Below are 16,257 nucleotides of genomic sequence, written 5' to 3' on the forward strand. Positions count from 1 at the left end.
TAGAGCATGCCTGTGGGTGCCGCGATCGCGTCAGATCTGACGCTGGAGTCCTTCCAGGCAGGTCGCCAGATGATAAGGCGTGGTCGAAGGCATATCGTTGCGGCTGACCTCGCCGCTGGCATCTCGGCACTCGTACCAGCCGCCCGCATGCAGGAAGTGCGCTTGCAGCGCTTTCAGCTGCGCCAGCACCTTGGCCTCGGCCCCTGGCCGCAAGGCAAGCGCCCGCAGGTATTCCGCCTGGGCCCAGATACGCTGGGTAGCGTCGCGCACCTCGCCTTGGGGGCTGAGCATCGCCAGCACCGCCCCGGCCGTCACGCCATACTGCTCGGCATAGTCGAACGCCCGCTCCAGTGAGTGGTGCAGCGCGCTGCCACGCAGCAAAGGCGATGACGCCAGCAGGTAGTACCACTCGAACTGATGGCCTGGCTCGAACCAGTTATCCACAGCTGCGCGCGGTTTTTCCAGCATGACCCCGTGTTCAGGGTCGATGAAGTGGGCCTGCATTGCCTCGGCCAAGGCTTCCAGCGCCTGCTGTACGGCTGTGTCCTTGCGGATGCTCAGGGTCGCCAGAAACGCCTCGGCCAGATGCATCAGCGGGTTTTGCAGTGGGCCGCTGTCCAGGCTCGACCAGTCTTCGGCCAGGCTGGCTTCGTACAGGCCGTCATCGCGGCTGAAGTGTTCACTGACCACGCTCAGGGCCGCGTTGAGGGTCGACTCCACCAGCGGTTCGCGGACTTTGCCCCAGTAGTGGGCGCAGGCGAAGATGATGAAGGCGTGGGTATACAGGTCCTTGCGACGGTCGAGCGGCGCGCCCTGGGCGTCGATGCTGTAGAACCAGCCACCATGCTCGGCATCGTGGAAATGCCGTTGCAACGAGCGAAACAGCGCGGCGGCGTGTTCACGGGCGCCTGGCTGCTCGATACGGCTGGCGAACAGGTACAACTGTCGGGCGCAGGCCATGGCGCGGTAGCGTTGCACGGGCAGTGGTTGGTGCTCTGGGCTCAAGGCCTCGAAGGGCAAGGCCATCTGTGCGTTCCAGCCCGGACCTTGCCAGAGTGGCACGATGCGCTGGGCGAAGTGCTGCTGGAGGTCAGTCAGCAGGGCGGGCAGTTCGGGCTGGGCATTGCGCAGGTCGGGCATGGGTCTAAATCGTCGCGGCAGGTGCGTTTGCGCGCATGGTAGCAGGAAACCGTGGCCGGCTTCTGCTGTGCTCACCCTGGCGTGCCAAGCCCTTGCCAATGCTTGGCGCCAATGAAGATGAAGCGCAGTTGCTGGATGATCTTGGCCTCGGGGGTCAGGTGGTGTTCCAGCGGTTCGGCGGGAGGGTCGATCAGTTCCGGCAGGGTGGCGAACACGGTCTTGACCACCAGGTCGGCAAGGACAGCCAGTGCGGCGGCATCCAGATGGTGCCAGCGCGGCATCAGCGCCAGGTCGGCCGCGAGGTCCGAACTGATGCCTTCGCGCAAGGTGGCAATGGCCTGGCGAACCGTTTGCGAGCCGCCGTACTGCTCACGGGCAAGGAAGAGAAATTGCGCACGATTGGCGGCCACGATATCCAGGAAAATGCGCACCGACGCATCGGTGATGCCACCGAGTTCGAATTCATTCTGTCGGACCAGACGAATGCTCTGGCGGAAGGTTTCATCCACCTCGCAGACCAATGCCAGGCCCAGTTCATCCATATCGCTGAAGTGCCGGTAGAAACCGGTCGGGACAATGCCGGCGCTTTTGGCGACTTCACGCAGGCTGAGGCTGCCAAAGCCGCGTCCGCTCTCCATCAGTTGGCGAGCCGCATCAAGGAGGGCATGGCGAGTCAGTTGCTTTTGTTCGGCGCGCGGCAGCATGGGACGTGTCGATCCGCAAATTAAACGGCCCTGCACTGTATTGCCTTGGCCCGGAAAAACAAAGCCCGGTTCAAATGACCGGGCCAGGAGGGGAGGTGTTCGCGCGTTTGGTGATCTTGTTGTTCGGCATAGGCATCAGCTCACGCGCTGGTTTCTTTCGATGAGGCGATCAGCACCCCCCTCGGCGACGCGCTCACGCTGCAGCAGGCGGTCGGCGCCGCCTTCGGCAACACGGTTGCGTTCGATCAGGCGGTCGGCGCCGCCCTCGGCAACACGGTTGCGTTCGATCAGGCGGTCGGCGCCGCCCTCGGCAACGCGGTTACGTTCGAGCAGACGGTCCGCGCCACCTTCGGCAAGGGTATCCAGAGGTTGGCTGATCACGGCGCTGCTGGAGCGTGCTTCGGCGGACGGGGCTTGTTCAACTGCCGGCAGTGCAAACGCGTTGGCAGCCAGAAGGGATAAAGACAGGCTAAGCAGCAATGGGTGTTTCATGGGATGGCGCTCCTTGAAAGGATTGGAAAGTGAGTACGGCGCCAATGCTACTCCCGGAAATCAGATGGAAAAGTGCATAAAGCTAATGGTAACAATCAACAGGATTGATAGTTCTCCGCGCCCCCTCTAGCCCGTGCGTTTCCAGCCATGCTGCAACGGCAGAGCGGCCTGCTGCGTCGCGTTGCAAACGGACGTACGGCGTGAAGTTGGCAGCCGGGTCAGAAAAAAACGCCGTTATCATGCACGCCGGATTAAACCCCTGCGTATTTCGTCGGTCCCAATCCAAGAGTGCTATCAAAGCGCCCGCTTTTTGCCATGCAGTGACTGGAGAATTGTGCAATGACGCGCCCTGCCAAACTATTTACCTGGGTCTTCGCCAGCCTGTTTCTGGTGTTGACCGCGTTGGCCGTGTTCATCGCCACGTTCGACTGGAACCGAATCAAACCGATGCTCAGTGCCAGGGTTTCCGAAGCCCTGAATCGACCGTTTGCAATCAATGGCAATCTGGCCGTTCGCTGGCAGCGTGATGCCGATCAGGAGGGCTGGCATGCCTGGGTGCCCACCCCTCATGTCCTTGCCGAAGACCTGAGCCTGGGCAATCCGGACTGGTTGGCGGGCACTCAAATGGTCGGCCTCAAGCGTGTCGAATTTCGCCTGTCGTTGTTGCCACTGCTGGTTCGCCAGGTGGTCATCCCGCGTATTGACCTGAAGCAGCCGACCGCCAGCCTCAAGCGCTTGGCCAACGGGCGCGCGAACTGGACCTTTGAGCGGGCCAACACGGTCGAGCAGGACGAGCCTTCTGCGTGGACGCTGGAGATCGGGACCATTGGCTTCGACAAGGGGCAGGTACGCCTGGACGATCAGACCCTCAAGACTCAACTGAACCTGGTGATCGACCCACTGGGTAAGCCTATCCCTTTCAGTGACATCGTCGGTCAGGCGTCAGCGCAGAAGACCGCCACGCAGGACTATGCATTCGGGTTCAAGGTCGAGGGCCTTTATCACGGCCAGCCATTGACCGGGCATGGCAAAGTCGGGGGGCTGCTGGCTCTTCAAGACGTGCGCCAGCCGTTTCCGCTGCAGGCGGATCTGCGTAGCGGCGACACCCATGTCACCCTTGCTGGCACATTGACGGATCCGCGTAACCTTGGCGCGCTTGACGTGCGTTTGCGTCTTGCCGGGGCGAGTCTGGCCAACCTGTACCCGTTGACCGGGGTGACCTTGCCCGATTCCCCCGGCTATTCAACCGACGGCCATTTGACCGCCAAGTTGCGTGAGCCGGGTGGTGCAGTGTTCCGTTATGAGGGCTTCAACGGCACGATCGGTGAGAGCGACATTCACGGTGATCTGACCTTTGTTGCCCGTCAGCCACGGCCCAATCTCAGTGGTGCGCTGGTGTCCAATCAGGTGCTGTTCAAGGACCTGGCACCGCTGATCGGTGCCGATTCCAATAGCGCGCAGAAGGCCCGCGGCGGCGCCAGTGCGCAACCCGCCGGCAAGGTACTGCCAGTGGAGGCATTCCGTACCGAGCGCTGGCGGGCAATGGATGCCGACGTGAGCTTTAGCGGCAAGCGCATTGAACACGGTGCGAGGCTCCCTTTCAGCGACCTGTCGACCCACGTCCTGCTCGACGATGGCGTGTTGAGCCTTGAACCGCTGCGCTTTGGCGTGGCCGGTGGCTCCCTGCGGCTCAAGGTGCATCTCGATGGCCGCACGGAGCCCATGCAAGGCAGCGCTCAGCTCAGTGCCCGCAACCTCCAGCTGAAAGCGTTGTTCCCGGGCTTCGAACCCCTGCAGACCAGTTTTGGTGAACTGAACGGGGATGCTGACCTGAGCGGGCGCGGCAACTCGGTGGCGGCCCTGCTGGGCACTGCCAATGGTGAACTGAAGATGCTCATCAACGATGGTGCGATCAGCCGTGACTTGATGGAAATCGCCGGCCTCAACGTTGGCAACTATGTGATCGGCAAGTTGTTTGGCGACAAGGAAGTGAAGATCAACTGCGCTGCCGCCGATGTCGGGATCAAGGAGGGGCTGGCCACAAGCCGGTTGTTTGTCTTCGACACCGAGACTGCGATCATCAATATCGAGGGGACGGCCAACCTGGCCGAGGAGCAATTGGACCTGGACATCGACCCTCAGTCCAAGGGCGTGAGGTTGTTGTCGTTGCGCTCGCCGCTGTATGTGCGCGGGCCGTTCGCCAAGCCGAGTGCCGGGGTGCAGGCCGTGCCGTTGATGCTGCGCGGTGCCGGTCTGGTCGCGCTGGGGGTGGCGGTTGCCCCGGCAGCGGGCTTGCTGGCGTTGGTCGCTCCCAGTGGTGATCAGCCCAACCAATGCACGCCTCTGCTGGCGCAGATGCAAGCGGGCAAGACTGACGAGATCACGTTTTCGGCCCCTTAGGGGACTCGATTGCGGTTGTCGTTGCCGGGGTTGTAATGTGGAGGCCTGTGCACAGATCAGGAGCCTGATGCGATGTCGCAACCGCTTGCCACACGTTATCCACTGGTGCTGGTGCCGGGCATGTTTGGTTTTGTGCGCCTGCTGCTCTACCCCTACTGGTTTGGCATTGTTCCAGCGCTGCGCCAGGGGGGCGCCACCGTATTTGCAGTGCCCGTCTCGCCCCTGCACGCCAGTGAGGTCCAGGGTGAGCAACTGTTACAGCACATCGACGCGATTCGGCGCCAGACGGGCGCGGAAAAGGTCAACTTGCTGGGCCATAGCCAGGGTGCGCTGAGTGCGCGTTATGTGGCGGCCAAACGCCCGGAATGGGTGGCCTCGGTGACATCGATTGCCGGGCCCAATCACGGCTCGGAACTGGCCGATCACCTGCACGCGCGCTATCCCGTCGGCTCCGTCAGGGCGCGGCTGCTCAAGGTTACCCTGCACGTCTGCGGGGTGTTGATCGTATGGCTGGAAACCGGTTGGCGCGGTCCTCGGCTACCGATTGATGTACACGCCGCGCACCATTCACTGACCACGGCTGGCGTTGCACTGTTCAATCAGCAGTATCCCCAAGGGTTGCCGGACACCTGGGGCGGGCACGGGCCGTCCTCGGTAAATGGCGTGCGCTACTACTCCTGGTCCGGCACGCTGCAGCCAGGGTTCACCGATCAAGGCTTGAACCGCTTCGATGGCAGTAACCGTTTCTGCCGTCTGTTCGCCCGAGCCTTTGTGCGCGAGGCGGGGCAGTGTGACGGTATGGTCGGGCGCTACAGCTCGCACCTGGGCGAAGTCATTCGTGACGATTACCCGTTCGACCACCTGGACATCGTCAATCAGTCGCTCGGCGCAGTCGGCAAGGGTGCTGAACCCGTGCGGTTGTTCAGTGAGCATGCGGCGCGCCTGAAAGCGGCAGGGATGTAACTTCGGCCCTTGGCTGGACGCAAGCGTGTAAAAACCTTGTCTACACTCTCGGCGAGGCCGTGCGCAGGGTGCGGCGACAAGGAGACGACTCCATGAAAATGCTGCACGTGCCGTTGCTGGTGGTGGGTTTGCTGCTGTGTTCGCAAGGCTTTGCGGCCACGGCGCAACAGGAAAAAATGACGACTTGCAACGCCGAGGCGACTGCCAAGAGCCTCAAGGGCGATGAGCGCAAGGCGTTCATGAGCACCTGCCTCAAGGCGGCACCTGCTGCGCCCATGAGCCAGCAGGACAAAATGACGATGTGCAACAAAGTTGCCGGTGAAAAAGCGTTGAAAGGGGACGAGCGCAAGGCCTTCATGAGCGATTGCCTGAAGAAGAAATAACACTGGCTTCATCGGTTGATCCGCTACGCGCAGCCCCTTGAGGGCAAGGGTTTCAGGTGAGGTCCTGTGACAGGTCACTATGCCTGCCCGTCGAAGGCTGGCAGACTGCCGTCTTTGTGACCGTACCCGGACGAGGTTGTATGACGTTCACCCAGCGCCAAGTCACCCTGGCCAGTTGGATCATCGTGTTTTCCGGCCTGTTGCTGGTGTTGCCGCTCAAGCTGCTTCCCAGTCTTCTGGCCGGCTTGCTGGTGTTTGAGCTGGTCAACATGCTGACCCCGAAACTGCAGCACCTGATCGCGGGGCAGCGAGCACGTTGGCTCGCTGTCGCCTTGTTGGGCACCCTGGTGGTCAGCACCCTGACCCTGTTGTTTGCCGGGGCAATCAGTTTCCTCCTGCATGAGGCCGAGAACCCTGGCGCCTCGCTGGACAAGTTCATGCTGCTGGTGGACCAGGCGCGTGGGCAGCTACCGCCCTTTATCGATGCCTACCTGCCGGCCAGCGCCGCCGAATTCAAGGTGGCCATCGGCGAGTGGCTCAAAACCCACCTTGGCGAGCTGCAACTGGTGGGCAAGGGGGCGGCGCATATGTTCGTCACCCTGCTGATCGGGATGATCCTGGGGGCTATCGTGGCCTTGCAGAAAATTCCCGACATCTCCAAGCGCAAGCCGTTAGCCGCCGCGTTGTTCAACCGGCTGGCGCTGCTGGTGCAGGCGTTTCGCAACATCGTCTTCGCCCAGATCAAGATCTCCCTGCTCAATACCTTCTTCACCGGGATCTTCCTGGCCCTGGTGTTGCCGATGTTCGGTGTGCACCTGCCGCTGACCAAGACCTTGATCGTGCTGACCTTCCTGTTGGGGCTGTTGCCGGTCATTGGCAACTTGATATCCAACACCCTGATCACCATCGTGGGGCTGTCGCTGTCGATCTGGGTGGCGATGGCCGCGCTGGGTTACCTGATCGTCATTCACAAGGTCGAGTACTTCCTCAACGCCCGGATCGTCGGCGGGCAGATCAGTGCCAAGTCGTGGGAACTGCTGCTGGCTATGCTGGTGTTCGAGGCCGCGTTCGGCCTGCCCGGTGTGGTGGCTGGGCCGATTTACTACGCGTACCTCAAGAGTGAGCTGCGCCGGGCTGAACTGGTCTGATCGTCGTCATGGCAGGCATGTTGCCCGCGCCTACGGGGTGGTGACTCGCTCAAGCCGGTCGATCCCCTTACCGGCAAACAGCGAGAAGGGGCGACCGATGAAGGCGATGATGTTTTCGCAGTCTTCGCTCAGCCTGTACATCCGCCAATCTGGGCGCTGGTCCAGCCATAGCCGATGCCTGCCGAGCCTGGCGTACTCCAGTGACAAGGTGAAACCGGCCGCTGGGTTTGCGTCCAGTATGACGGTTTCCTGCCAGGGCCTGACTTCGCCGCGCTCGATCTTTTGCCGCAAGGAGGCGTCCTTGAACAGGAAATGTGCGGGAATTTCTGCAGGCGGGTAGCCCGTGTTCCGTGAGTAGCGCAGCAGTGCACGTTCCGGTGGACTGCCGGGCAGTTGGGTGATCCCCAGCAATTTGAACGGCGCGGGGCCCGAGACATCCGCAGAGAAATGGCAGTCCATTTCGGTTTCCACTTCAGTGCCGTTCAGGCGGGCTTGTCGACGTTCCGCCGCTGAGGCGCTGGCGTACATTTTCAGTTGCGGATCGAGTTTCAGCGTCAGGCTGATCGGTTGCGTGAAGTGGTTCAGCCGTTGCCGCTCCTGCGTACTCAAGCCAGCAGCTTCCTTGGCATCCGGCTCCAGCACCATGTCGACCTCCCAGGAGGTGGCTGCGCGTGCCTTTGGAATTTCCTCGAACAACGCTTGCAGGGTCGCACGTTGTTCGGCGCCCAGCGAGTCGCTCACCTTCAGATGAATGACCCTGTTGTCGTTTTCGTCCAGCTCCAGTTCGACCTGTTCAGGATCAATGCCACGGGCATTGATCGCGGTATAGAGCGAATTGAGATAGGTGTCATTGACCGCTTTGTAGAGGTCGTGGCTGTGTACCGGCGTTTGAAAATGCAGGGTCAGGAGTGTGTCCTTGCAGCCGGTCAGAGCTAGCGTGAAGACAAGGGTCAGTACGCGCATGTTCATCATTTCCGTTCCTTGTGAAGATCCCGTCCTTGGGCATTGATGTGCGTGTGGCGGCTGTTAGCCGTAGCGCTTGCGTGCCTCGATCGCCAGGCCGCTGCCGATACTGCCGAAGATGTTGCCTTCGACATGGCGAGCATTGGGCAGCATCGCTGCCACGCTTTGGCGCAGCGCCGGGATGCCGCTGGAACCGCCGGTGAAGAACACCGTATCGACCTGTTCGACACTGACACCGGCCTTGCCCAGCAGCTCATCGACACTGCCACGCACGCGCTCCAGCAGGTTTTCGATAGAGGCTTCGAACAGGGCGCGAGTGAGGTTCACGTCCAGCCCCGACTCGATTCGGCCAAGGTCAACGCGGCGGTTGTCGGCGTGGGTCAGTTCAATCTTGGTTTCTTCCACTTCCATGGCCAGCCAGTGTCCGGCGCGCTGTTCGATCAACTTGAACAGGCGGTCGATGCCACCGGTGTCTTCGATGTCGTAGCGCATGCTGCCCAGGGCCAATTGGGACTTTTGCGAGTACACCGAGTTGATCGTGTGCCAGGTGGCCAGGTTCAGGTGATAGCTGGTAGGCATCAGCGCCTGGCTCTTCATGCGGCTGCCATAACCGAACAGCGGCATGACGCCTTGCAGGCTCAGTTGCTTGTCAAAGTCGGTACCGCCAATATGGACACCGCCGGTGGCGAGAATGTCGCTGTGCCGGTCATCGAGCATGTGCCGCTCCGGTGCCAGGCGCACCAGGGAGAAGTCCGAGGTACCACCGCCGATGTCGACGATCAGCACCAGCTCTTCACCGCTGATGCTCGACTCGTAGTCGAATGCTGCCGCGATGGGCTCGTACTGGAATGAGACTTCCTTGAAGCCGATCTTGCGGGCCACTTCGGCCAGGGTGTCTTCGGCTTCCTGGTCGGCCACCGGGTCGTCATCGACGAAATGCACCGGGCGGCCCAGTACCACTTCGTCGAAGGCTCGGCCGGCGTTGGCCTCTGCACGCTTCTTCAACTCGCCAATGAACATCCCCAGCAGGTCTTTGAACGGCAGGGCAGTGCCGAGTACGCTGGTGTCGTGCTTGATCAGCTTGGAGCCCAGCAGGCTCTTCAGCGAACGCATCAGGCGGCCTTCATAGCCTTCCAGGTACTCGTGCAGGGCCAGCCGACCATAGGCCGGGCGGCGTTCTTCAAGGTTGAAGAAAACGACCGACGGCAGGGTGATCTTGCCGTCCTCCAGGGCGATCAGCGACTCCACGCCAGGGCGATGCCAGCCGACGGTGGAGTTGGAGGTGCCGAAGTCGATGCCGCAGGCACGGGCCGGGGATGCGTGATTCATGGAATGCGGTTCCGGGGGAAAAACGGCCGCGCAGTTTATGCCAGCCACCGGCAGAATCAAGACCGAATATCTGTCCGGGAGCAAACCGCAGTGCGTCTTGAAAGGCTATGCTTGACCCCAATCTCTATAAGCAGTGATGCATTCGATAACTGATGGTGATTCCTTAGATGGACTTCAAAGACTATTACAAGATTTTGGGCGTAGAGCCGACAGCGGATGACAAGGCGATCAAGACCGCCTACCGCAAGCTTGCGCGCAAATATCACCCTGACGTCAGCAAGGAGCGTGACGCCGAGGAAAAATTCAAGGAGGCCAACGAGGCCTATGAGGCGCTCAGCAGCCCGGAAAAACGCGCCGAGTACGATGAGTTGCGCAAGTACGGTCAGCATGGTCGACCGTTCCAGGGGCCGCCGGGCTGGGAAAGCCGTGGTGGTGCCGGGGCCGGTGGCGGTTTTGCCGGTGGCGACTTCTCCGAGTTTTTCAGCTCTATCTTCGGTGCTGGCGGGCGTGGCAACGGCAGCCCGTTTGGCCGTGGTCAGCAGCAACGCAGCGCTGGTCGGCGAGGGCAAGACGTGGAAATGGAACTGGCGATTTTCCTTGAAGAGTCCCTGGCCAGCGAGTCGAAGCAGATCAGCTTCAAGGTGCCGCAGTACAACGGCCATGGTCAGCGCACCGGTGACACCACCAAGACGCTGAACGTGAAAATTCCCGCCGGTGTCACCGACGGTGAGCGCATCCGCCTCAAGGGCCAGGGGGCGCCGGGTATTGGTGGTGGCGCAAGTGGCGACCTGTACCTGACCATCCGCATGGCACCGCACCCGCTGTTCGATGTCGAAGGCCATGACCTGATCATTACCGTGCCGCTGGCACCGTGGGAGGCGGCGCTGGGTACCAAGGTGGCCGTACCGACCCTGACCGGCAAGATCAACCTGACCATTCGTCCGGACAGCCAGAGTGGTCAGCGCCTGCGGGTCAAGGGCATGGGCCTGGCCAACAAGCAGGGCGAGCGTGGCGACCTCTATGCGCAGTTGAAGGTGGTGATGCCAAGCCAGTCCGATGCCGCCACCCGCGAACTGTGGACCAAACTGTCGGAGAAGGCCGGGTTCAATCCGAGAGCACAATGGAGTAGCTGATTATGAGCACCCTGATCGTTCAACTGGACATGCAGACCTTTTGTCAGGAAGCCGATCTACCGGCGGCCTATGTGATCGAAATAGTCGAACACGGCATTGTTGAACCGTCAGGGCGAACGCCGGAGGAATGGCTGTTCGACGAACAGGCGTCGGTCCTGGCCAGGCGCGCAGCGAAATTGCAGCGCGACCTTGGCCTGGAGTGGGAGGGTGTAGCGCTGGCGCTGGAGCTGCTGGAGGAAGTGCAGCAGTTACGCAGCGAAAACAGCATGCTCAGGCAGCGCCTGGGACGCTTTTTAAAGGTCTGAGCTTGTGGCCCGGGCGTCGCGCCAGCTGTGTCGGCGCTTCGACGACGCAGGCTGCCGGTTACAGTAATTTGTAATACAACGCTGTCGGTCGGTAGGTGCCGTCCGGCCCACAGGCATAGTCCGGGATTTCACCGGCACGGATGTAGCCCTGGGACCGGTAAAACGCCTCGGCCTCCGAGCCCGCCTCGGTGTCCAGGTACAGCAGACCGCGCCGTTCCTTGCGCGCCGTGTGCTCCAGCGCCTGCATCAACTGCTGGCCCAGCCCGCGTCGGCGAGCATTGCCATGCACCAACAACTTCTGCACTTCGGCACGGTTAAGGCCATTGGGCTTCTGGCACAAACCGAGTTGAACACTGCCCAGCACATCCTTGTCCTTGCTCACGACCCACAGCAGCAACTCACCCGTGGTCAGGCGTGCCTTGACCTCGTCGAAGTAGTTGTTGGCCTGCTGGGCGTCGATATCCGCGAGAAAACCAACCGATGCGCCCTGACGAACCGCGTCAAGCAACAGCGCCACCAGGCCGTCGCGGTAATGCGCAAAACTTTCGTGGGTCACGCGGTGTAATTGGGCAGCGTTCATCAGCGGTCACTCCATGGGCTGTGCACCCGGGTTGAGGATCAATTGCATGAAGGTCAGGTCCAGCCAGCGGCCAAACTTCACGCCCACCTGAGGCATGTTTCCGTTCAGGGTGAAACCCAGGCGTTCATGCAGGTGAATCGACGCCTGGTTGCCGCTTTCGATAGCCGCCACCATCACATGTTTGCCGCAGGCCCGTGCACGTTCGATCAAGGCCTGCATCAAGGCCGGGCCGAGGCCTTTGCCACGTTGATCGGCGCGGATGTAGACCGAATGCTCGACCGTGTGGCGAAACCCCTCGAAAGGACGCCAGTCACCGAATGATGAGTAGCCTAGCACCTCACCGGCTGCGTCGACGGCCACCAGGATCGGGTACTGCTGCGTTTGGCGCGCCTCGTACCAGGCCCGGCGGTTGTCCAGGTCGACCGGTTGTTCGTTCCAGATCGCCGTGGTGTTCAGCACGGCGTCGTTGTAGATATCACGGATGCCCGGCAGGTCGGCGTGAACGGCATCGCGGATCAGGTAGGTCATGGCAGGTTCTCAAGGCGTAAGGCAGTTGTTCAGGTTAAATGGTTACCAGCCCGCGTACACCTTCGGCCTCCATGTTTTTGCCGCGACCCTGCTGGACGATCTCGCCCCGAGACATCACCAGGTACTGATCGGCGAGTTCGGCGGCGAAGTCATAGAACTGCTCCACCAGCAGGATCGCCATGTCGCCACGCGCTGCCAGGGTGCGGATCACCGCACCGATTTCCTTGATCACCGAGGGCTGGATACCTTCGGTGGGCTCATCGAGGATCAACAGGCGAGGGCGGCTGGCCAGCGCCCGGCCAATCGCCAATTGCTGTTGTTGGCCGCCGGATAGGTCGCCGCCACGACGGTGTTTCATCTGTAGCAGTACCGGGAACAGCTCATAGATGAACGCCGGTACGCTTTTGGCCTCTTTGGCACTGAAGCGAGAGAGCCCCATCAACAGGTTTTCCTCCACGCTCAGGCGTGGAAAGATCTCGCGCCCCTGAGGCACGTAGGCAATGCCAGCCTCTACCCGTTGATGCGGCTTGAGTGCAGTGATGGGGTTATGCTCCCACTGCACCGTGCCTTCGCGAACCGGCAGCAGGCCCATCAGGCAGCGCAGCAGGGTGGTCTTGCCGACACCGTTGCGGCCCAGCAGGCAGGTCACCTCACCGACCTTGGCCTCGAATGACAGGCCGCGCAGGATGTGGCTACCGCCGTAGTATTGATGAAGCGAATCGACTTTCAGCATGGCAATCTCCTAGCGGCCCAGATACACCTCGATGACCCGGTCATCGGCCTGTACCTGTTCCAGTGAGCCTTCGGCCAGCACGCTGCCCTGGTGCAGTACCGTGACGTGGTCAGCAATGGCACCGACGAAGCCCATGTCGTGTTCGACCACCATCAGCGAGTGCTTGCCCGCCAGGCCCTTGAACAGCTCGGCGGTGAACTCGGTTTCCGCGTCGGTCATGCCCGCCACGGGCTCGTCGAGCAGCAGCAGTTGCGGGTCCTGCATCAGCAGCATGCCGATCTCCAGAAACTGTTTCTGGCCGTGGGAAAGCAGGCCCGCAGGGCGCAGGGCTGAGCCGTCGAGGCGGATGGTCTTGAGCACCTCGTCGATCCGGTCGCGCTGCTCAGCACGCAGGTGCGCGCCAAGGCAGGCCCACACCGATTTGTCATTCTTCTGCGCCAGCTCAAGGTTCTCGAACACGCTCAACGCCTCGAACACCGTTGGTTTCTGGAACTTGCGCCCGATGCCGGCTTGAGCGATTTGCACCTCGCTCATGCGGGTCAGGTCCAGGGTATCGCCGAACCAGGCGTTGCCGGTGTTGGGGCGGGTCTTGCCGGTAATCACGTCCATCAAGGTGGTCTTGCCCGCCCCGTTGGGGCCAATGATGCAGCGCAACTCGCCGACACCGATGTACAGGTTGAGGCTGTTGAGGGCCTTGAAGCCATCGAAGCTGACGCTGATATCTTCCAGTGTCAGTACCGTGCCGTGGCGCACCTCCAGCCCTTCGCCGCGACGTTGGCCGAGGCCAATGGCATCGCGCCCGCTGCCGGCGTCCAGGATGGGCTCGAGCATGAATTCCGGATGAACCACCGGCAGTGGTGTCGTTCTCATTGTTCGCCTCTTTTCTTCAGCAGGCCGACCACGCCCTTGGGCAGGTACAGGGTGACCAGAATGAACAGTGCCCCGAGGAAGAACAGCCAGAACTCCGGAAACGCCACGGTGAACCAGCTCTTCATGCCGTTGACCAGACCGGCACCGAGCAGCGGCCCGATCAAGGTGCCGCGCCCGCCAAGGGCGACCCACACCGCCGCTTCGATGGAGTTGGTCGGTGACATTTCACTGGGATTGATGATGCCCACCTGTGGCACGTACAGGGCGCCGGCCAGGCCGCACAGCACGGCGCTGAGCACCCAGACGAAGAGTTTGAAACCACGGGGGTCGTAACCGCAGAACATCAAGCGGTTTTCAGCATCGCGCAGGGCGGTCAGAACCCGGCCGAACTTGCTGCGCGCCAGCCGCCAGCCGATGTAGAGGCTGGCCAGCAATAGCGCGACGGTCAGCAGAAACAGCACGGCGCGGGTGCCCTGGGCGGTGATGTCGAAGCCCAGAATGCTGCGGAAACTGGTGAAGCCGTTGTTGCCGCCAAAGCCGGTCTCGTTGCGGAAAAACAGCAGCATCCCGGCGAACGTCAGGGCTTGGGTCATGATCGAGAAGTACACGCCCTTGATGCGCGAACGAAAAGCGAAGAAGCCGAACACCAGCGCCAGCAGCCCGGGTGCCAATACCACCAGGCACAGCGCCCAGGCGAAGTGCTGGGTGCCGGCCCAGTACCAGGGCAGTTCGCTCCAGGACAGGAAAGTCATGAAGGCCGGCAGGCTGTCACCGGCCGCTTCGCGCATCAGGTACATGCCCATGGCGTAACCGCCCAGGGCAAAAAACAGCCCGTGACCGAGGGAGAGCAGGCCGGCATAGCCCCAGACCAGGTCCAGCGCCAGGGCAACGATGGCATAGCAGAGGATTTTGCCGACCAGGGTCAGGGTGTAGGCCGATACCTGCAGGCTGTGGCCGTCGGGCAGCAGTGACAGTAGCGGCAGTGCCAGCAGGGTTAGCAGTACCGCAGCGCCGACGGCCAGCGAGAGGCGCAGCCCGGCTTTCTGTGTGGCGCGGATCAAGAGTGGCTGGTTCATCAGTCGATTACCCGTCCCTTGAGTGCAAAGAGGCCTTGCGGGCGTTTCTGGATGAACAGAATGATCAGCGCAAGGATCAGGATCTTGCCGAGTACCGCACCGATCTGCGGCTCCAGCAGTTTGTTGGCCACGCCCAGGCCGAAGGCCGCCCAGAGGCTGCCGGCCAATTGCCCGACGCCGCCAAGCACCACCACCAGGAACGAGTCGATGATGTAGCTCTGGCCGAGGTCCGGGCCGACGTTGCCGATCTGGCTCAGGGCTACGCCGCCGAGGCCGGCGATGCCCGAACCAAGGCCGAAGGCGAGCATGTCCACACGCCCGGTGGGTACGCCGCAGCAGGCGGCCATGTTGCGGTTCTGTGTCACCGCCCGCACGTTCAGGCCAAGGCGTGTGCGGTTGAGCAGCAACCAGGTCAGCAGTACCACGAACAGGGCGAAGCCGATGATCACCAGGCGGCTGTAGGGCAGCACCAGGTTAGGCAATACCTGCAGCCCGCCAGACAGCCAGGCCGGGTTGGCGACCTCGACGTTCTGCGCGCCGAACAGCAGGCGGATTGCCTGAATCAGCATCAGGCTGATGCCCCAGGTCGCGAGCAGGGTTTCCAGCGGGCGACCATACAAGTGACGAATCACCGTGCGCTCCAGCAGCATGCCGACCCCGGCACTGACGCAGAACGCCACCGGTAGCGCCAGCAACGGATAGAACGGTAGTGCCTCGGGCATCAGGCGTTGCACGAGTACCTGCACCACATAGGTCGAGTAGGCGCCAAGCATCAGCATCTCGCCGTGGGCCATGTTGATCACGCCCAACAGGCCGAAGGTAATCGCCAGGCCCAGCGCCGCCAGCAACAGGATCGAGCCGAGTGACAGCCCACTGAATGCCTGGCCGAGCAGTTCACCGATCAACAGCTTGCGCTTGACTTGGGCCAGGCTGGTTTCAGCGGCGGTGCGCACGGCTTCATGGGTTTCCACCGCTGGGTCAAGCAGGCTCTCCAGGCGGGTGCGGGCCATCGGGTCGCCGGTTTCGCCGAGCAGGCGTACAGCGGCCAGACGCACCGCCGGGTCGCTGGCGGCCAGTTGCAGGTTGGCCAAGGCCAGGCCGAGGGCCGCGTGCACGGCGCTGTCTGCTTCGCTGGCGAAACGGCGTTCGAGAAAGGCAACCTGGGCCGGCTGCGCGCTTTTCTGCAACTGTTGCGCGGCACTGAGCCGTACGCGGGGATCCTCGACCAGCAGTTGATGGCTGGCCAGTGCGTTATCCAGCAGACCGCGCAGACGGTTGTTCAGGCGCAACTTGCGGCTATCGTCCGGGCTGATGCGGCCTTGCTGCAGTGATGTGAGCAGTGCCAGCCGGGCCGGGTCGGGTTGTGCCGCCCAAGCCTGCAGCAGGCGGGCCTGTTCGGTGGCGTTGGCAGCGACGAAGTAGTCGGCGTCGCCGGCCTCTGCGGCCAGAGGCAGCAGCAAGGCGAGGCCGATGATCAAACGGTACACGGCAGTGAGCATAGTGATGTCTC

Annotated in this window: 17 protein-coding genes; 6 read left to right on the forward strand and 11 right to left on the reverse strand. The window is 62.0% G+C overall.

Annotated elements, in window-relative coordinates:
• Positions 1-30: 30 nt before the first annotated feature.
• The 3 genes from EKA13_RS02200 to EKA13_RS02210 form a co-directional block, all read right to left on the reverse strand.
• A complete protein-coding gene (locus tag EKA13_RS02200) occupies positions 31-1,140 on the reverse strand; it encodes an AGE family epimerase/isomerase (protein WP_083199730.1) in 1,110 nt (369 codons plus the stop codon).
• A 71-nt stretch (positions 1,141-1,211) separates the two neighbouring features.
• Complete coding sequence (locus EKA13_RS02205; protein WP_065757907.1) at positions 1,212-1,844, reverse strand: TetR family transcriptional regulator; 633 nt, start codon at positions 1,842-1,844, stop codon at positions 1,212-1,214.
• Between the two features lie 135 nt (positions 1,845-1,979).
• On the reverse strand, positions 1,980-2,336 hold the full coding sequence (locus EKA13_RS02210) for a hypothetical protein (RefSeq protein WP_065757908.1): 357 nt from the start codon (positions 2,334-2,336) through the stop codon (positions 1,980-1,982).
• Between the two features lie 339 nt (positions 2,337-2,675).
• On the opposite strand from EKA13_RS02210, the gene EKA13_RS02215 reads away from it, so the two are divergent.
• From EKA13_RS02215 to EKA13_RS02230, 4 genes are all read left to right on the forward strand, one after another.
• Positions 2,676-4,736 carry an AsmA family protein gene (locus EKA13_RS02215; RefSeq protein ID WP_065757909.1) on the forward strand — a complete coding sequence of 687 codons (2,061 nt, stop codon included), beginning with the start codon at positions 2,676-2,678 and terminating at the stop codon, positions 4,734-4,736.
• A 72-nt stretch (positions 4,737-4,808) separates the two neighbouring features.
• On the forward strand, positions 4,809-5,699 hold the full coding sequence (locus tag EKA13_RS02220; RefSeq protein ID WP_065757910.1) for an esterase/lipase family protein: 891 nt from the start codon (positions 4,809-4,811) through the stop codon (positions 5,697-5,699).
• Positions 5,700-5,791: 92 nt separating this feature from the next.
• Positions 5,792-6,082 (forward strand): PsiF family protein, encoded by a 291-nt coding sequence (locus EKA13_RS02225; protein ID WP_065757911.1) that lies wholly within the window; start codon positions 5,792-5,794, stop codon positions 6,080-6,082.
• Positions 6,083-6,222: 140 nt separating this feature from the next.
• The gene (locus tag EKA13_RS02230; protein WP_065757912.1) at positions 6,223-7,230 is read left to right on the forward strand and encodes an AI-2E family transporter; all 1,008 of its coding nucleotides are present in this window, start codon (positions 6,223-6,225) and stop codon (positions 7,228-7,230) included.
• A 30-nt stretch (positions 7,231-7,260) separates the two neighbouring features.
• On the opposite strand, the gene EKA13_RS02235 is transcribed toward EKA13_RS02230, so the two are convergent.
• Both EKA13_RS02235 and EKA13_RS02240 read right to left on the reverse strand, forming a co-directional pair.
• On the reverse strand, positions 7,261-8,202 hold the full coding sequence (locus EKA13_RS02235) for a hypothetical protein (RefSeq protein ID WP_065757913.1): 942 nt from the start codon (positions 8,200-8,202) through the stop codon (positions 7,261-7,263).
• 54 nt (positions 8,203-8,256) lie between these two features.
• Positions 8,257-9,522, reverse strand: coding sequence for an Hsp70 family protein (locus EKA13_RS02240; RefSeq protein WP_065757914.1), 1,266 nt, complete (start codon positions 9,520-9,522; stop codon positions 8,257-8,259).
• A gap of 167 nt (positions 9,523-9,689) precedes the next feature.
• On the opposite strand from EKA13_RS02240, the gene cbpA reads away from it, so the two are divergent.
• Positions 9,690-10,655, forward strand: coding sequence for a curved DNA-binding protein (cbpA, locus tag EKA13_RS02245; RefSeq protein WP_065757915.1), 966 nt, complete (start codon positions 9,690-9,692; stop codon positions 10,653-10,655).
• Positions 10,655-10,960, forward strand: a complete 306-nt coding sequence (locus tag EKA13_RS02250) for a chaperone modulator CbpM (protein WP_065757916.1) — start codon at positions 10,655-10,657, stop codon at positions 10,958-10,960. The genes cbpA and EKA13_RS02250 overlap by 1 nt, the downstream gene beginning before the upstream one ends.
• Positions 10,961-11,018: 58 nt before the next feature.
• Here EKA13_RS02250 and EKA13_RS02255 read toward each other — a convergent pair whose 3' ends face one another.
• Genes EKA13_RS02255 through urtB form a run of 6 tightly spaced genes read right to left on the reverse strand, consistent with a single transcriptional unit; the run spans position 11,019 to position 16,246 of the window.
• On the reverse strand, positions 11,019-11,540 hold the full coding sequence (locus EKA13_RS02255) for a GNAT family N-acetyltransferase (protein ID WP_065757917.1): 522 nt from the start codon (positions 11,538-11,540) through the stop codon (positions 11,019-11,021).
• Positions 11,541-11,546: 6 nt separating this feature from the next.
• Positions 11,547-12,068 carry a GNAT family N-acetyltransferase gene (locus tag EKA13_RS02260; protein ID WP_065757918.1) on the reverse strand — a complete coding sequence of 174 codons (522 nt, stop codon included), beginning with the start codon at positions 12,066-12,068 and terminating at the stop codon, positions 11,547-11,549.
• Between the two features lie 34 nt (positions 12,069-12,102).
• Positions 12,103-12,801: an urea ABC transporter ATP-binding subunit UrtE gene (gene urtE / locus EKA13_RS02265; RefSeq protein WP_065757919.1), complete on the reverse strand. Its 699-nt coding sequence runs from the start codon at positions 12,799-12,801 to the stop codon at positions 12,103-12,105.
• Positions 12,802-12,810: 9 nt separating this feature from the next.
• On the reverse strand, positions 12,811-13,671 hold the full coding sequence (gene urtD, locus EKA13_RS02270; protein WP_065757920.1) for an urea ABC transporter ATP-binding protein UrtD: 861 nt from the start codon (positions 13,669-13,671) through the stop codon (positions 12,811-12,813).
• On the reverse strand, positions 13,668-14,747 hold the full coding sequence (urtC, locus tag EKA13_RS02275; protein WP_065757921.1) for an urea ABC transporter permease subunit UrtC: 1,080 nt from the start codon (positions 14,745-14,747) through the stop codon (positions 13,668-13,670). The genes urtD and urtC overlap by 4 nt, the downstream gene beginning before the upstream one ends.
• A complete protein-coding gene (urtB, locus tag EKA13_RS02280) occupies positions 14,747-16,246 on the reverse strand; it encodes an urea ABC transporter permease subunit UrtB (protein WP_065757922.1) in 1,500 nt (499 codons plus the stop codon). Before urtB ends, urtC begins: the two co-directional genes overlap by 1 nt.
• Positions 16,247-16,257 lie beyond the last annotated feature (11 nt).

This window comes from Pseudomonas defluvii (genome assembly GCF_001695625.1).
Lineage (GTDB): Bacteria > Pseudomonadota > Gammaproteobacteria > Pseudomonadales > Pseudomonadaceae > Aquipseudomonas > Aquipseudomonas defluvii.

What these genes read in the sequence shown, in the direction of transcription:
- EKA13_RS02230 (WP_065757912.1), top strand. Translation starts at nt 6,223, where the DNA reads ATGACGTTCACCCAGCGCCAAGTCACCCTGGCCAGTTGGATCATCGTG.
- urtE (WP_065757919.1), bottom strand. Translation starts at nt 12,801, where the DNA reads ATGCTGAAAGTCGATTCGCTTCATCAATACTACGGCGGTAGCCACATC.
- EKA13_RS02260 (WP_065757918.1), bottom strand. Translation starts at nt 12,068, where the DNA reads ATGACCTACCTGATCCGCGATGCCGTTCACGCCGACCTGCCGGGCATC.
- EKA13_RS02205 (WP_065757907.1), bottom strand. Translation starts at nt 1,844, where the DNA reads ATGCTGCCGCGCGCCGAACAAAAGCAACTGACTCGCCATGCCCTCCTT.
- EKA13_RS02220 (WP_065757910.1), top strand. Translation starts at nt 4,809, where the DNA reads ATGTCGCAACCGCTTGCCACACGTTATCCACTGGTGCTGGTGCCGGGC.
- cbpA (WP_065757915.1), top strand. Translation starts at nt 9,690, where the DNA reads ATGGACTTCAAAGACTATTACAAGATTTTGGGCGTAGAGCCGACAGCG.
- EKA13_RS02225 (WP_065757911.1), top strand. Translation starts at nt 5,792, where the DNA reads ATGAAAATGCTGCACGTGCCGTTGCTGGTGGTGGGTTTGCTGCTGTGT.
- EKA13_RS02200 (WP_083199730.1), bottom strand. Translation starts at nt 1,140, where the DNA reads ATGCCCGACCTGCGCAATGCCCAGCCCGAACTGCCCGCCCTGCTGACT.
- EKA13_RS02255 (WP_065757917.1), bottom strand. Translation starts at nt 11,540, where the DNA reads ATGAACGCTGCCCAATTACACCGCGTGACCCACGAAAGTTTTGCGCAT.
- urtC (WP_065757921.1), bottom strand. Translation starts at nt 14,747, where the DNA reads ATGAACCAGCCACTCTTGATCCGCGCCACACAGAAAGCCGGGCTGCGC.
- urtB (WP_065757922.1), bottom strand. Translation starts at nt 16,246, where the DNA reads ATGCTCACTGCCGTGTACCGTTTGATCATCGGCCTCGCCTTGCTGCTG.
- urtD (WP_065757920.1), bottom strand. Translation starts at nt 13,671, where the DNA reads ATGAGAACGACACCACTGCCGGTGGTTCATCCGGAATTCATGCTCGAG.
- EKA13_RS02210 (WP_065757908.1), bottom strand. Translation starts at nt 2,336, where the DNA reads ATGAAACACCCATTGCTGCTTAGCCTGTCTTTATCCCTTCTGGCTGCC.
- EKA13_RS02215 (WP_065757909.1), top strand. Translation starts at nt 2,676, where the DNA reads ATGACGCGCCCTGCCAAACTATTTACCTGGGTCTTCGCCAGCCTGTTT.
- EKA13_RS02235 (WP_065757913.1), bottom strand. Translation starts at nt 8,202, where the DNA reads ATGATGAACATGCGCGTACTGACCCTTGTCTTCACGCTAGCTCTGACC.
- EKA13_RS02240 (WP_065757914.1), bottom strand. Translation starts at nt 9,522, where the DNA reads ATGAATCACGCATCCCCGGCCCGTGCCTGCGGCATCGACTTCGGCACC.